This is a genomic window from Streptococcus mitis (assembly GCF_000722705.1).
GTDB lineage: Bacteria > Bacillota > Bacilli > Lactobacillales > Streptococcaceae > Streptococcus > Streptococcus mitis_P.
In genome coordinates this window covers 444,684-459,669 of the sequence record NZ_JPFW01000007.1, presented here as the reverse complement: position 1 = coordinate 459,669, position 14,986 = coordinate 444,684, and the positions used below count along the sequence as shown (strand labels likewise).

The window sequence follows — 14,986 nt, the reverse complement described above, 5'->3', positions numbered from 1 at the left end:
ATGTTTCGATTAACCAATAAGTTAGCGGTATCGAACTTGATTAAAAACCGCAAACTCTACTATCCTTTTGCGCTGGCTGTTCTCTTGGCAGTCACCGTCACCTATCTCTTTTACTCTCTAACCTTTAATCCCAAGATTTCGGAAATCCGTGGAGGTGAAACGATTCAAGCTACTCTTGGATTTGGTATGTTTGTCGTCACCCTTGCGTCAGCTATTATCGTCCTCTATGCCAATAGTTTTGTCATGAAAAACCGTTCCAAGGAACTGGGGATTTATGGCATGTTGGGTTTGGAGAAGCGTCATCTGATCAGTATGTCCTTTAAAGAGTTGGTGCTATTTGGAATTCTAACTGTTGGTGCAGGTATCGGTATTGGAGCCTTGTTTGACAAGTTGATTTTCGCTTTCCTACTCAAACTGATGAAATTGAAGGTAGAACTGGTCGCTACCTTCCAGATGAAAGTTGTCATTTCAGTGCTAGTTGTCTTTGGATTGATTTTCCTAGGCCTCATGTTCCTGAACGCCCTTAGAATCGCCCGTATGAATGCTCTCCAGCTCTCGCGTGAGAAAGCAAGCGGAGAGAAAAAAGGTCGTTTCCTACCTCTCCAAACAATTCTTGGTTCGATTAGTTTAGGGATTGGATATTATCTTTCCCTTACTGTAAAAGATCCTCTGACAGCCTTAACAACCTTCTTCCTAGCTGTTTTACTGGTTATCTTTGGAACCTATCTTTTGTTCAATGCAGGGATTACCGTTTTCCTCCAAATCTTAAAGAAAAATAAGAAATACTATTACCAACCAAATAATCTTATCTCTGTTTCCAACTTGATTTTCCGTATGAAGAAAAATGCGGTTGGACTAGCAACTATCGCTATTTTGTCAACAATGGTTTTGGTAACCATGTCAGCAGCGACTAGTATTTTCAATGCCTCAGAAAGCTTTAAAAAAGTTCTAAATCCTCATGACTTTGGAATTACTGGACAAAATGTTGAAAAAGAAGACTTGGACAAACTCTTGAGCCAGTTTGCAAGTGATAAAGGTTATAAGATTAAAGAGAAAGAAGTTCTTCGTTACGCTTACTTTGGTGTTGCAAACCAAGAAGGAACCAAGTTAACCATTTTTGAAAAAGGACAAAACCGTGTCCAAGTCAAAACAGTTTTCATGGTATTTGACCAAAAAGATTATGAAAATATGACTGGTCAAAAACTGTCTCTATCAGGAAATGAGGTCGGACTCTTTGCAAAGAATGAGGGAGTTAAAGAACAGAAAGCTCTAACTCTAAATGATCATCAATTTTCTGTCAAAGAAGAATTTGATAAAGATTTTATTGTCAATCATGTCCCAAATCAGTTTAATATCTTGACTTCTGATTACAATTACCTTGTTGTACCTAATTTACAAGCCTTTTTGGACCAATTCCCAGATTCGGATATCTATAATCAGTTTTACGGTGGTATGAATGTAAGTATCAGTGAAGAAGAGCAACTCAAAGTCGCTGAAGAATATGAAAAATACTTACAAAAGTTTAATGCTCAATTAAACACTGAAGGTAACTATGTGTATGGTAGCACTCTAGCAGATGCTGGTGCTCAAATGAGTGTCCTCTTTGGCGGTGTCTTCTTTATTGGTATTTTCCTATCCATTATCTTTATGGTCGGAACCGTTCTGGTCATCTACTACAAACAAATTTCTGAAGGCTATGAAGACCGTGAACGCTTTATTATCTTGCAGAAAGTCGGTTTAGATCAAAAGCAAATCAAGCAAACCATTAACAAACAAGTTTTAACTGTTTTCTTCCTTCCTTTGCTCTTTGCCTTCATACATTTAGCCTTTGCCTACCATATGCTTAGTCTGATTTTAAAAGTGATTGGTGTACTGGATACGACTATGATGTTGATTGTGACCTTGTCTATCTGCGCCATCTTCCTCATTGCCTATGTGTTGATTTTCATGATTACTTCAAGAAGCTATCGCAAGATTGTGCAAATGTAAAAAAGATACCTCGACTTCAAAATCGAGGTATTTCTTGTATTTTATACTCAATGAAAATCAAAAAGCAAACTAGGAAGCTAGCCGCAGGTTGCTCAAAGCACTGCTTTGAGGTTGTAGATAGAACTGACGAAGTCAGCTCAAAACACTGTTTTGAGGTTGCAGATAGAACTGACGAAGTCAGTTACACATATATACGGCAAGGCGAAGCTGACGTGGTTTGAAGAGATTTTCGAAGAGTATTAAATGCTGAAAAGTTGTCCGAGCAGGAAAGTGACTCCCATGGTCAAGAGACCAATAGCGAGGTTTCGAATCATAGCTGTTTTGGTTGGGGCTTTTCCAAGTCTGGCACTAGTGTAACCAGTGAGAAGAAGGGCCACACCGACGATAAGGACAGTAGCAGGGATGCGGTATTCACTTGGGAAAATGGTCACTGAGAGCATTGGAGGCAAACTTCCAAGGAAAAAGGCAACAAAGCTGGAAATGGCAGCGTGCCAAGGATTGGTAAACTCTTCATACTCAATCCCATATTTTTCCTCGACCAGAGCCTTGAGTGGATTTTTTAGAAAGGCCTTGTTGGTCAAGAGTTGGGCAGAGGTTTCGCATTCTCCGTTTTGGATATAGGCAGCATAGAGGGATTTTTTGGCTAACTCTATATCTTGGTCTAGCAAGACTTGCTCACGCGCAACGGCTGCTTCCTCTGTATCTTTCTGAGTTGAAACGGATACGTATTCTCCACCAGCCATTGAAAAGGCACCTGCCAAGATAGCCGCAAAACCTGATAAAAAGATAATCCAGATATTGGTCGTGGCACTGGCAACCCCGGTAACCACACCAGCAATGGAAATAATCCCATCATTGGCACCAAGAACGCCCGCACGCAGGATATTTAAACGACCTGCAAAATTTGAATCAATTTCGTGATTTGTTTCTGACATATTATTCTCCTTTTATCCAGTATAAAGGAAAAATATAAGGAAATCAATCTTTTAAAACTGTCTGAAAAAAGTTGCACGATTTTAATAATAATGTAAAAATGTCGTCATCTTATCTAATCTATCAAACACAGAAGGTAAAGAGTATATAATGGCATGAAAGAATTTCAAATTAAATACTGTAATCATTTCGTTCACTTTATAATCGTTTACAAAAAAATATTTATCGATATTTTTTACATAAACTAAACAATTTACGAACATATTTTTGTTTTTTATCAAAAAATACTTTACAAGTTCTTAAAAACATGATATAGTAATGGAGCTTAGAAAATGAGATGATGTTTTCTAGCAAATATAAACCCGAGTAAAAAATGCCTACGGACAGGCAGGGTTGAATGCCGAAGCGTGGTTGAAAAGCCACATTATTGATAGGGTTAAAAGCCTACTTTTATAAGTTGATGTTAGGATTTTTATCCTAATTCATAATTTTTAGTGTGGTGAAAGCACACGTCATCTTGTGAAACGATCAATAAAGTACGTAATATTTGCTACTAGAGAGTTAGGAAACATCAGGAACAGACATACTCAAAAGAAACAAACATAAAAACGTCAGAAGATTGCAGAGCAGGTGAAAACCTGCTCTTTTTTCATAAGTATCCTTTAGTTCCTTATTTATGGTGAGGTTCTAAAAATATGGAAAGGAGTATGTCTTGAAAGAGTTAGATCAAAACCAAGCCCCAATTTATGAGGCCTTGGTAAAGCTACGCAAGAAACGGATTGTTCCCTTTGATGTTCCAGGTCACAAACGTGGTCGGGGAAATCCAGAACTTGTCGAACTGTTAGGGGAAAAATGCGTTGGTATCGATGTCAATTCGATGAAGCCCTTGGATAATCTCGGTCATCCTATTTCGATTATTCGGGATGCAGAGGAGCTGGCTGCGGAAGCTTTTGGAGCTAGCCATGCCTTTCTCATGATTGGTGGAACAACCTCATCAGTACAGACTATGATTCTGTCAACCTGCAAGGCAGGAGATAAGATTATTCTGCCACGAAATGTCCATAAATCTGCTATCAATGCGCTGGTTCTATGTGGTGCCATTCCCATCTATATAGAGATGAGTGTAGATCCCAAGATTGGTATCGCTTTAGGTCTTGAAAATGACCGAGTAGCCCAGGCCATAAAGGACCATCCAGATGCCAAGGCCATTTTGATTAACAATCCTACTTACTACGGAATCTGTTCAGACCTAAAGGGGTTGACAGAAATGGCTCATGAAGCTGGCATGATGGTTTTAGTAGATGAAGCCCACGGAGCGCATTTACATTTTACAGATAAACTTCCAATTTCTGCTATGGACGCAGGAGCTGATATGGCGGCTGTCTCTATGCATAAGTCTGGTGGGAGTTTGACCCAAAGTTCGCTTCTTTTAATCGGGGAGCAGATGAACCCTGAGTACGTTCGTCAAATCATCAACCTGACCCAGTCAACATCTGCCTCTTACTTGTTGATGGCTAGTCTGGATATTTCACGTCGCAACTTGGCCCTTCGTGGTAAAGAGTCGTTTGAAAAGGTCATTGAGCTATCCGAGTACGCTCGTCGTGAAATCAATGCTATCGGTGGCTACTATGCCTACTCAAAAGAGTTAATAGATGGTGTGTCGGTTTGTGATTTTGACGTGACCAAATTGTCAGTTTACACTCAAGGTATTGGCTTAACAGGTATCGAGGTTTATGACCTCTTACGAGACGAATACGACATTCAGATTGAGTTTGGTGATATTGGCAATATCTTGGCCTATATTTCGATTGGTGATCGCATCCAAGACATCGAGCGCTTAGTCGGTGCTTTGGCTGATATCAAGAGACTCTATTCTCGAGATGGTAAGGACTTGATAGCAGGAGAATATATTCAGCCTGAGTTGGTGCTGTCTCCACAAGAAGCCTTCTATTCAGAGAGAAAAAGTTTGTCTTTAGACGAATCTGTTGGACAGGTCTGTGGAGAATTTGTCATGTGTTACCCTCCAGGAATCCCTATCTTGGCTCCTGGTGAACGCATTACACGTGAAATTGTAGACTATATCCAATTTGCCAAGGAACGTGGTTGCTCCCTCCAAGGGACGGAAGATCCTGAGGTCAATCACATCAACGTCATTAAGAGAAAGGAGAACTAGATGGATTTATGGTTTTCTGAAGTTCATACTCCAGATGTCAAATTATCCTTGAGAACTGCCAAGCAACTCTACGCTGGAAAAAGTGAATGGCAGGATATCGAAGTCTTGGATACCCCAGCTTTTGGAAAGATTTTGATTTTAAATGGGCATGTCTTGTTCTCAGATGCGGATGATTTTGTCTACAATGAAATGACCGTCCACGTTCCCATGGCTGTCCACCCAAATCCTCAGAAAGTCTTGGTTATTGGGGGTGGTGACGGAGGTGTTGCCCAAGTATTAACACTCTATCCAGAATTGGAACAAATCGACATTGTGGAACCAGATGAGATGCTGGTTGAGGTGTGTCGTGAGTATTTCCCAGATTTTGCCGCAGGGCTAGATGATCCTCGTGTTACCATTTACTATCAAAATGGGCTACGCTTTTTGCGAAACTGCGAAGATGACTATGATATTATCATCAACGATGCGACAGATCCATTTGGCCATACGGAAGGACTCTTTACCAAGGAATTTTATGGTAACAGTTATAGAGCCTTGAAAGAAGACGGTATCATGATTTATCAGCATGGTAGTCCTTTCTTTGACGAGGATGAGTCAGCTTGCCGAAGCATGCACCGCAAGGTCAATCAAGCCTTTCCAATCAGTCGGGTCTATCAGGCCCATATCCCAACCAGTCCTGCTGGTTATTGGTTGTTTGGATTTGCATCGAAGAAATACCACCCTGTCAAAGATTTTGACAAGAAAGGCTGGAAAAAACGCCAGCTTTTCACAGAATACTACACTGCAAACTTACACGTGGGAGCCTTTATGTTGCCCAAGTATGTTGAGGACATTTTAGAAGAAGAGGAAGGAAAAAAATGAGTCGTTTACTAGTTGTTGGATGTGGGGGCGTTGCCCAAGTTGCTATTTCAAAGATTTGTCAAGATAGCAAAACCTTTTCAGAGATTATGATTGCTAGCCGTACTAAGTCAAAATGTGATGATTTGAAGGCTAAATTAGAAGGCAAAACAAGTACAAAGATTGAGACAGCTGCTCTTGATGCTGACAAGGTTGAAGAAGTGATTGCCCTGATTGAAAGCTACAAACCAGAAGCTGTTTTGAACGTAGCTTTACCATATCAAGATTTAACCATTATGGATGCTTGTTTGGCTACAGGTGTCCACTATATCGATACAGCTAACTATGAGGCAGAGGATACAGAAGACCCTGAGTGGCGTGCTATCTACGAAAAACGTTGTAAGGAACTTGGATTTACAGCCTACTTTGACTACTCATGGCAGTGGGCTTATCAGGAGAAATTCAAAGAGGCAGGCTTGACTGCTCTGCTTGGATCTGGCTTTGACCCAGGTGTGACCAGCGTTTTTTCAGCTTACGCCCTTAAACATTATTTTGATGAAATCCACTATATCGACATTTTAGACTGTAATGGTGGTGACCACGGTTATCCGTTTGCAACAAACTTTAACCCAGAAATCAATCTACGCGAGGTTTCTGCGCCAGGTTCTTACTGGGAAGATGGAAAATGGGTTGAAGTCGAAGCTATGTCTATCAAGCGTGAGTATGATTTCCCTCAAGTTGGACAAAAAGACATGTATCTCCTTCACCATGAAGAAATCGAATCATTGGCCAAGAACATTCCAGGTGTCAAACGCATTCGCTTCTTTATGACCTTTGGTCAATCTTACTTGACGCACATGAAATGTCTTGAAAATGTTGGTCTCCTTCGTACGGATACTATTAACTTTAACGGCCAAGAAATTGTTCCGATTCAGTTCTTAAAAGCTCTACTTCCAGATCCTGCCAGCCTTGGCCCACGTACAGTCGGTAAAACCAATATTGGTTGTATCTTTACAGGTGTCAAAGATGGCGTTGAAAAGACCATCTACATCTACAATGTCTGCGATCATCAGGAATGTTACGCAGAAGTTGGTTCGCAAGCCATTTCTTACACGACTGGAGTTCCAGCCATGATTGGGACAAAATTAGTGATGAACGGTACTTGGAAACAAGCTGGAGTGTATAACCTTGAAGAATTGGATCCAGACCCATTCATGGAAGCTCTAAATGAGTATGGTTTGCCATGGGTTGTGGTTGAAAATCCACAAATGGTGGACTAATGAAATTAGAAAATGTACCAACACCAGCTTATGTTATTGACTTGTCAAAGTTAGAAGCCAACTGTCGCATTCTACAATATGTACAAGAAGAAGCTGGCTGCAAGGTTTTGCTTGCCCAGAAGGCATATTCTCTTTACAAAACCTATCCCTTGATTAGCCAGTATCTATCTGGGACTACTGCCAGTGGTCTTTATGAAGCCAAATTGGCAAGGGAAGAATTTCCTGGTGAAGTTCATGTATTTGCGCCAGCCTTCAAGGAATCAGATATGGAAGAGCTACTGCAAATATCTGATCATATTGTTTTTAACTCAGAGAGACAATTGCGTAAACATGGACCTCGTTGTCGAGATGCTGGTATCAGTGTTGGTTTGCGCCTCAACCCTCAGTGTTCAACTCAAGGAGATCACGCGCTCTATGACCCTTGTGCACCTGGCTCTCGATTTGGCGTTACACTAGATAAAATTCCTAGTGATTTGCTGGATTTGGTGGATGGTCTTCATTTTCACACCCTTTGCGAGCAGGGAGCAGATGATTTACAAACAACTTTGAAAGCAGTAGAAGAGCAGTTTGGTTCCTATTTGCATCAAGTTAAATGGCTCAATATGGGGGGTGGACACCACATCACAAGAGAAGACTACGATATAGATTTGCTGATTTCAGAAATCAAACGTATCCAAGAAACTTATAATCTTGAAGTCTATATCGAGCCGGGTGAAGCCATTGCGCTCAATGCGGGTTATCTAGCAACTGAGGTATTGGATATCGTTGAAAACGGTATGGAAATCTTGGTTTTAGATGCCTCTGCTACCTGCCATATGCCTGATGTACTTGAGATGCCCTATCGACCACCATTGAGAGATGGCTATGAGGCTCAGGAAAAAGCCCATACCTACAGACTTTCTTCTAATAGCTGTCTGACGGGCGATGTAATTGGTGATTACAGCTTTGAAAATCCAGTCCAAATCGGAGACAGACTTTATTTTGAAGACATGGCCATTTATTCTTTTGTTAAAAATAATACCTTTAATGGTATTGGATTGCCAAGTCTCTATGTCATGGATGAAAATGGAGATTGTGACTTGGTCAAGGCTTTTGGTTATCAAGACTTTAAAGGGAGATTATCATGATAGACAGTCCAAAAAAATTAGGCTATCGTATGCCAGCAGAGTACGAACCTCATCATGGTACCCTCATGATATGGCCGACTCGACCAGGTTCATGGCCCTTTCAAGGAAAGGCTGCCAAAAGAGCATTTACTCAGATTATCAAGACTATAGCAGAAGGCGAAAAAGTCTATCTTTTGGTGGGCCAAGACTACTTAGCTGAAGCCCAAGACTACCTTGGAGATAGCGTTGTTTATCTAGATATTCCTACCAATGACGCCTGGGCTCGAGATACAGGACCAACCATTCTTATCAATGATAAAGGCAAGAAATTAGCCGTTGATTGGGCCTTCAATGCTTGGGGAGGAACCTATGATGGTCTGTATCAAGATTATGAAGCAGATGACCAAGTAGCCACTCGTTTTGCTGAGGCCTTGGAAATGCCTATTTACGATGCCAAACCTTTTGTCCTAGAAGGCGGAGCGATACATAGCGATGGTCAAGGAACCATTCTTGTGACTGAAAGTTGCTTGCTTAGTCCTGGGCGTAATCCTCACCTGACTAAAGAGAAAATCGAGAATACCTTATTAGAGAGCCTTGGAGCTGAAAAAGTTATCTGGCTTCCTTATGGTATTTATCAGGATGAAACCAATGAACACGTTGACAATGTTTCTGCTTTTGTTGGTCCTGCTGAACTTGTTTTAGCTTGGACAGATGATCAAAACGATCCCCAGTATTCCATGTCAAAGGCAGATCTCGAACTCTTAGAGCAAGAAACAGATGCAAAAGGTCGTCACTTCACCATTCATAAATTGCCTATCCCTGCAGTTCGACAAGTTGTGACAGAAGAAGATCTTCCTGGTTATTCCTACGAAGAAGGTGAAGAAGAGCGATACGCAGGTGAAAGGCTTGCTGCTTCCTATGTCAATTTCTATATTGCCAACAAGTCTGTTTTAGTGCCACAGTTTCAGGATAAAAATGACCAAGTAGCCTTAGATATCCTCAGTAAATGTTTTCCAGACCGTAAAGTTGTTGGAATTCCAGCCAGAGATATTCTATTAGGTGGTGGTAATATCCACTGTATCACCCAACAAATCCCAGAATAGGAGAAAAAGATGAGAAATGTAAAAGTTTCAGCCATTCAGATGCAATGTGCCAAGGATGTGGCAACAAATATTCAAACAGCAGATCGTTTAGTACGTCAGGCTGCAAAACAAGGTGCACAAATTATTCTCTTACCCGAATTATTTGAACGTCCATACTTTTGTCAGGAACGTCAGTATGACTACTACCAACATGCCCAATCTGTAGCAGAAAATACTGCCATTCAGCATTTTAAGGTGATTGCTAAGGAACTACAGGTTGTTTTACCGATCAGTTTCTATGAAAAAGATGGCAATGTCTTATATAACTCTATTGCCGTCATTGATGCAGATGGGGAAGTGCTGGGCGTTTATCGGAAAACCCACATACCAGATGATCATTATTATCAAGAAAAGTTTTATTTCACGCCTGGCAACACAGGTTTCAAGGTCTGGGATACTCGCTATGCCAAGATTGGTATCGGTATCTGTTGGGATCAATGGTTCCCTGAAACAGCGCGTTGTCTTGCGTTAAATGGTGCTGAATTGCTCTTTTATCCAACAGCTATCGGTTCAGAGCCAATTTTGGATACGGATAGTTGTGGTCATTGGCAGCGTACCATGCAAGGACACGCAGCAGCAAATATTGTCCCAGTTATTGCAGCCAATCGCTATGGCTTTGAAGAAGTCACTCCAAGTGAGGAAAATGGCGGACAGAGTTCCAGTCTTGACTTCTACGGTTCCTCCTTTATGACGGATGAAACAGGAGCTATTCTAGAACGAGCTGAAAGACAAGAAGAAGCTGTTCTCTTAGCAACTTATGACCTAGATAAGGGAGCAAGCAAACGCCTAAACTGGGGCTTGTTTCGAGATAGAAGACCCGAAATGTATCAACGTATTACGGACTAGTAGGGGAGAAATGAGAGATTCATTCTGCTGGACTCGTTTTCACTAGCAACTATAAGGATACAATGTTAGCTAGTAAATGGATTTTATATTTTAACCCTCTAAGGCTTTCTCGCGCTTTTTATGCGAGGAGCTTTTCTGTTTAAGCATTATCAATAAAACATGCTATAATAGTTGCAGAAAGGTTGGTATTTATGGCTAGGATATTGGTTATTGAAGACAATAGTGACATTCAAGAGATTTTACGAACACTTCTTACTGAGGAGCACGAGGTGATTCAAGCCTTTTCTGGTACAGAAGGAATTATGCGTTTTGACCAAGGGGGGATTGACCTCGTTTTGCTAGATATCATGCTTCCTGGGAAAAATGGGGATCAGGTTTTAAAAGCTATCAGGGAACAAAGTCAAACTCCAGTCATTATGCTAACGGCTTTGAGCGATAAGAAGCTAATCAGTCAATATCTCTTAGACGGTGCCAATGATTACATAGTGAAACCTTTTGATTTGGACGAAGTCTTTGCTAGGGTTACTGTTCAATTACGTCAAAGCGCAGAAAAACAGCCTATGGAAATAGAAAAAACTGAAAATCTGCCACAAAACTTGAAAAATATCCAGTTTGATGCAGAAAGTTTTGAAATCAAAAATAGTCAGGAAACGATTCGCCTTGCCAAGAAAGAATGCTTGATTCTCCAAACTCTCCTTAAACATCCAAAGAAAATTTTCACCAAGGAAGAACTTTATGAGTTGGTCTGGGAGGATAGCTATTTACCTGGAGATAATACCCTCAATACGCATTTGAGTAATCTTCGTAAAAAATTAAACCAGCTTGACCCAAATCAGGAATATATTGAAACCATTTGGGGCGTTGGGATAAGATTAAAAGGAGACAAGCAATGACCTACATGATAATCTTTACCCTATTGGTACTCCTAATTATTTTATCGATTGTATTAATTCGCTACCATCTAGCACTTAAAAACTTGAGTCAACAGATTGAAGACAAGATTCTTACAGGTAGTATGAAAAGAGTAGGAGTCAGCATTTTTTCCAAACATTTTTTACATCTCTACCAGCAGATTGAGAATCTATTTCAGGAAGTGGAACAATCTCGGTTAGTTATGAAAAGGGAAAAGCAGACTCTGGATATGGCCATCAGCAATATCGCCCATGATATTCGGACACCTCTGACTATCGCTTCAGGTTACACCCAACAATTGATAAAGTCTCCTGAAGATAAAGCAGAAACCTTACAAAAAATAGCCCAGCATCTTGATTTAGTTTCCAAACGTTTGGAGGCTCTTCTAGAATATCGTCGTTTGATGGAAGGAGCTGTCAAACCGAAACTGGAAGAAATAGATCTCTCAGCTTTTATCACCAAAAAGACTTTGGCTTATTATGATGTTTTTCAGGCGGCAAATATCACGCTTGATTTTAAGGTTGAATCTGGTCTGAAAATGAGGACTGATGAAAACTTGCTGGATCGAATTTTACAAAATCTGCTTGGAAATGTCCTTAAACATGGCAAGGAAGAAGCGCGACTATCTTTGAGAAAGGAAAAGGAACAGCTTGTCTTAGAGATTGCAAACCTTGTCAAACAGCCCATCAAAAAAATAGAAAATCTCAGTAACCGTTTTTATTCTGAAAATTTATCAGACACCGAAGAATCCTCTGGTTTAGGCCTTTATATCACTGAGGAATTATGTCATCTTCTCGGTGCAGAGATGAAACTAAGCACAGATGGGCAGTGGTTATCGGTTTTTATTTACTTTTAACGAAATAAACCTCCTCTGTAGGCTAGAGGAGGTCATTTTTTATAAACTTTTCTTTTTGAAAACTGCCAATCCACTTAGATTAAAGATTAGAATAATAGCTAAAGTAACTATAAGTGTATAGAAAATGGACTCACTATTAGCAGTCATAGCATAGGAAAAATGCAAGGACAAATATGGTAAAAATTTGATACTTGGGAAGATGAGCATTGGCATAGAAAGTAAGATAGAGCTGACCAAATAGCCAATAAATACTGCAAGATAAGAATGACTAACATAGAGAATAAAGGAAACAATGGAAAGCCAAGCAAGGAGGCAAAGGAATTGAAGGAAAATGGTTGTTAATAGATTGCCAATAAAGCCATCAGGTATGGTTCCAAATCCATTTAAGATAGTTGCTGGAATAAAGGCAATCACAAGGCTGATGATAAGTTGCAAGAGTGCAATACAAGCCACTACAAAGGCTTTGGCAAGGAAAAACTCTGTACGAGAAACCCCTACTGTCAAACTATTTTTATAGAGCTTTCCGATTAAATCAACACCGAGAACTAGACAAGTTAGAACAATACAGAGAAAAACGAGGTTTGAACCTTGACTAGATGCGTTAATCAGGGCTTGTACACCGTCCCAACCATGGGTTGGAATGTCTGGCTCTTCTGTCTGGATTGCCATCAGATGGCCCGTGGCTCCTATACTTGCTCCCATTAGCATGAGAGTAAAGAGAATAAATTCTGTAATCCAGAATCCTTTGGAACGGAAAAGACGGTAAAAGTCTGCTTGAATGGTATGTATCATGATTTTCCTCCTATTCGACCAATTGAGTGAAGTATTCTTCTAGGTTTTGACGGGCATAGTAAATCTCGTCAATGGCAACATCTGCCAAGGTTAATTCCTTGAGAATCTGTTTGACATCTTGTTCCTGACCAAAGATATGGATTTCATTTTCTGGATTGATAACCTTGAACTGGAGTTGGATTTGTTCTTTTAATACTTGACAAGCTTTCTCTTGCTCAGCTGTCTTAAGTACAATATAATCCTCACTTAGTGTTTCAAATTCAGCTTTGCTGATTTCACGGATAATCTTGCCTTGATCTAAAATACCAAAACGATTAGCTAGGAGATAAAGTTCTGACAAGATATGGCTAGAGATGAGGATGGTTATGCCTTTTTCTTGATTGAGCCGCTGGATCATGAGGCGAAATTCTTTGATACCAATTGGGTCAAGTCCATTGATAGGTTCATCTAAGATTAGGAAGTCTGGTTTGGAGAGAAGAGCAATGGCGATGCCAAGTCTTTGCTTCATTCCCAGAGAGAAATCTCGAAAGACTTTTTTACCTGTATCTGACAAACCTACATAATCCAGTGTTTCTCTAATGACTTGATCAGCATTTGGAATATGACGAATCATACAGTAATATTTCAGGTTTTGATAGGCTGTTAAGTGATTATGAGCTACAGGTGATTCGATCACTGAACCTACTCGAGATAAAGCCTTGGTCCACTCATTTTCCGTTTGGCTAGAGAAGAGGGAAAGAGTTCCTTTATCCGCAAACAGTAGTTGCGTAATGATTTTTATCAAGGTGGTTTTCCCAGCTCCGTTTTTCCCAATAAGTCCATAAATATCTCCCTCTCTTATCGTTAGATGAAGATCCTGAAGAATAGCTTGTTTTTCAAAGTTTTTAGACAATCCATGAATGTCGAGTACTGTTTTCATGATTCTCTCCTTTTGATTTATTTTGTTAACTTTAGTATAAAGTATAGAAATCAAAGAAAGCTCAAGGATTTCTAAAGAGTTTCTAAAGTTTTAGGAATTCTTAAATATCAAAACCCAGTTGGCATGAACTGGGCTTCTTAATTATAAAATATACTTCTCAATAGCATGCGCGACGCCGTCTTCTTCGTTGCTGGCTGTAACGGCATCAGCTAGGGATTTGACATAATCACTGGCATTTCCCATAGCAATGCCCAGTCCTGCAAACTGGAGCATTTCGATATCATTATTAGCATCGCCCATAGCCATAATTTCTGATGGCTCGATATTCAAAATCTCTGCTAGTCGAGAAAGAGCGGTAGCCTTTGTCGTACCAAGTGGCATAGCTTCATAAATGACAGGCTGTGAACGAACTCCACTAAATCGTTGGCAAAGCTCCTCAGCAAAACGCTGCTCAAAATCGTTCGTTTGGCTCTCTGTCCCCAAAAACATACCTTGAAACATGCGATATTTGCCACTGATCGCTTCCTCAAGAGAAATTTCAGTCAGGTCTGAAAAGACTAGCTTGGCATCATTTTGGATGACTTGATTGGGCTTGCCACCGAGGACAAAATAATGCTCCTCATCAAAAAGAGTCAACTGAACATCACTTTTTTCAGCTAGGTCATAGAGGTATTCGATGTCTGCTGGACTAAGTTCTTGCCAGTCAACTAATCCCCAGTCACTGGTCTGGTGAGTTGAGCAACCGTTGTTAACAATCACATACTCATTCTGGAGGTCGAGTCCCAGTTTTTGATAATAGGGGAGGACGCCGAAAAGCGGGCGACCTGTACAGAGAACCAGTTTGACACCTTTTTCAATGGCTTGGTGAATAGCTGTAATATGAGCTTGTGGGATTTCCTTGGCTTCATTGAGGAGGGTTCCGTCCATATCCAAGGCTAATAGTTTAATCATAGGTCTTCCTTCTTTATCTTTTGGTATTATTATAGCATATTTTGGAGAAGATAATGGTAAAAGGCTAGGGGCTAATTGATTTTACGGTTTAGGATGTTTTGATGACAATTCATGATTGGAAGAGGAAATTTTGCAAAGATATGCTATACTAAGCTTGTCAATGTTGCAACTAGACAAATATAAAAAAACAATTTAATATAATAGTTTTTTTGTAAGTAGGTATGAGTAGCAGATTACTCAACTAATTTGA

The 14,986-nt window shown here is 40.2% G+C and carries 13 protein-coding genes; 9 read left to right on the top strand and 4 right to left on the bottom strand.

Annotated elements, in window-relative coordinates:
* Entirely contained in the window at positions 1–1,989 is a 1,989-nt protein-coding gene (locus SK642_RS04915; RefSeq protein ID WP_033683609.1) for an ABC transporter permease, read from the top strand.
* A gap of 239 nt (positions 1,990–2,228) precedes the next feature.
* On the opposite strand, the gene SK642_RS04910 is transcribed toward SK642_RS04915, so the two are convergent.
* Positions 2,229–2,924: a VIT1/CCC1 transporter family protein gene (locus SK642_RS04910; protein ID WP_033683608.1), complete on the bottom strand. Its 696-nt coding sequence runs from the start codon at positions 2,922–2,924 to the stop codon at positions 2,229–2,231.
* Positions 2,925–3,634: 710 nt separating this feature from the next.
* Between SK642_RS04910 and SK642_RS04905 the strand changes: the two genes are divergently transcribed.
* From SK642_RS04905 to SK642_RS04870, 8 genes are all read left to right on the top strand, one after another.
* Positions 3,635–5,095, top strand: a complete 1,461-nt coding sequence (locus tag SK642_RS04905; protein ID WP_033683607.1) for an aminotransferase class I/II-fold pyridoxal phosphate-dependent enzyme — start codon at positions 3,635–3,637, stop codon at positions 5,093–5,095.
* The gene (gene speE / locus SK642_RS04900) at positions 5,096–5,956 is read left to right on the top strand and encodes a polyamine aminopropyltransferase (RefSeq protein ID WP_033683606.1); all 861 of its coding nucleotides are present in this window, start codon (positions 5,096–5,098) and stop codon (positions 5,954–5,956) included.
* A complete protein-coding gene (locus tag SK642_RS04895) occupies positions 5,953–7,212 on the top strand; it encodes a saccharopine dehydrogenase family protein (RefSeq protein ID WP_033683605.1) in 1,260 nt (419 codons plus the stop codon). The genes speE and SK642_RS04895 overlap by 4 nt, the downstream gene beginning before the upstream one ends.
* On the top strand, positions 7,212–8,339 hold the full coding sequence (gene nspC, locus SK642_RS04890) for a carboxynorspermidine decarboxylase (RefSeq protein ID WP_033683604.1): 1,128 nt from the start codon (positions 7,212–7,214) through the stop codon (positions 8,337–8,339). The genes SK642_RS04895 and nspC overlap by 1 nt, the downstream gene beginning before the upstream one ends.
* Positions 8,336–9,421, top strand: a complete 1,086-nt coding sequence (gene aguA / locus SK642_RS04885; RefSeq protein ID WP_033683603.1) for an agmatine deiminase — start codon at positions 8,336–8,338, stop codon at positions 9,419–9,421. The genes nspC and aguA overlap by 4 nt, the downstream gene beginning before the upstream one ends.
* Before the next feature lie 9 nt (positions 9,422–9,430).
* Entirely contained in the window at positions 9,431–10,306 is an 876-nt protein-coding gene (gene aguB / locus SK642_RS04880; RefSeq protein WP_033683602.1) for an N-carbamoylputrescine amidase, read from the top strand.
* A gap of 191 nt (positions 10,307–10,497) precedes the next feature.
* Positions 10,498–11,199: a response regulator transcription factor gene (locus SK642_RS04875; RefSeq protein ID WP_033683601.1), complete on the top strand. Its 702-nt coding sequence runs from the start codon at positions 10,498–10,500 to the stop codon at positions 11,197–11,199.
* Positions 11,196–12,074, top strand: a complete 879-nt coding sequence (locus tag SK642_RS04870) for a sensor histidine kinase (RefSeq protein WP_033683600.1) — start codon at positions 11,196–11,198, stop codon at positions 12,072–12,074. Before SK642_RS04875 ends, SK642_RS04870 begins: the two co-directional genes overlap by 4 nt.
* Positions 12,075–12,113: 39 nt before the next feature.
* Here the strand turns inward: SK642_RS04870 and SK642_RS04865 are convergent, their stop codons facing one another.
* The 3 genes from SK642_RS04865 to SK642_RS04855 all read right to left on the bottom strand — a co-directional run bounded on the left by SK642_RS04865 (position 12,114) and on the right by SK642_RS04855 (position 14,736).
* Positions 12,114–12,866 carry an ABC transporter permease gene (locus SK642_RS04865; protein ID WP_033683599.1) on the bottom strand — a complete coding sequence of 251 codons (753 nt, stop codon included), beginning with the start codon at positions 12,864–12,866 and terminating at the stop codon, positions 12,114–12,116.
* 10 nt (positions 12,867–12,876) lie between these two features.
* Positions 12,877–13,785: an ATP-binding cassette domain-containing protein gene (locus SK642_RS04860; RefSeq protein ID WP_033683598.1), complete on the bottom strand. Its 909-nt coding sequence runs from the start codon at positions 13,783–13,785 to the stop codon at positions 12,877–12,879.
* Between the two features lie 141 nt (positions 13,786–13,926).
* Positions 13,927–14,736, bottom strand: a complete 810-nt coding sequence (locus tag SK642_RS04855) for a Cof-type HAD-IIB family hydrolase (RefSeq protein ID WP_033683596.1) — start codon at positions 14,734–14,736, stop codon at positions 13,927–13,929.
* Positions 14,737–14,986 lie beyond the last annotated feature (250 nt).

What these genes read in the sequence shown, in the direction of transcription:
- aguA (WP_033683603.1), top strand. Translation starts at nt 8,336, where the DNA reads ATGATAGACAGTCCAAAAAAATTAGGCTATCGTATGCCAGCAGAGTAC.
- SK642_RS04875 (WP_033683601.1), top strand. Translation starts at nt 10,498, where the DNA reads ATGGCTAGGATATTGGTTATTGAAGACAATAGTGACATTCAAGAGATT.
- SK642_RS04855 (WP_033683596.1), bottom strand. Translation starts at nt 14,736, where the DNA reads ATGATTAAACTATTAGCCTTGGATATGGACGGAACCCTCCTCAATGAA.
- aguB (WP_033683602.1), top strand. Translation starts at nt 9,431, where the DNA reads ATGAGAAATGTAAAAGTTTCAGCCATTCAGATGCAATGTGCCAAGGAT.
- SK642_RS04895 (WP_033683605.1), top strand. Translation starts at nt 5,953, where the DNA reads ATGAGTCGTTTACTAGTTGTTGGATGTGGGGGCGTTGCCCAAGTTGCT.
- SK642_RS04865 (WP_033683599.1), bottom strand. Translation starts at nt 12,866, where the DNA reads ATGATACATACCATTCAAGCAGACTTTTACCGTCTTTTCCGTTCCAAA.
- SK642_RS04860 (WP_033683598.1), bottom strand. Translation starts at nt 13,785, where the DNA reads ATGAAAACAGTACTCGACATTCATGGATTGTCTAAAAACTTTGAAAAA.
- SK642_RS04910 (WP_033683608.1), bottom strand. Translation starts at nt 2,924, where the DNA reads ATGTCAGAAACAAATCACGAAATTGATTCAAATTTTGCAGGTCGTTTA.
- speE (WP_033683606.1), top strand. Translation starts at nt 5,096, where the DNA reads ATGGATTTATGGTTTTCTGAAGTTCATACTCCAGATGTCAAATTATCC.
- nspC (WP_033683604.1), top strand. Translation starts at nt 7,212, where the DNA reads ATGAAATTAGAAAATGTACCAACACCAGCTTATGTTATTGACTTGTCA.
- SK642_RS04870 (WP_033683600.1), top strand. Translation starts at nt 11,196, where the DNA reads ATGACCTACATGATAATCTTTACCCTATTGGTACTCCTAATTATTTTA.
- SK642_RS04915 (WP_033683609.1), top strand. Translation starts at nt 1, where the DNA reads ATGTTTCGATTAACCAATAAGTTAGCGGTATCGAACTTGATTAAAAAC.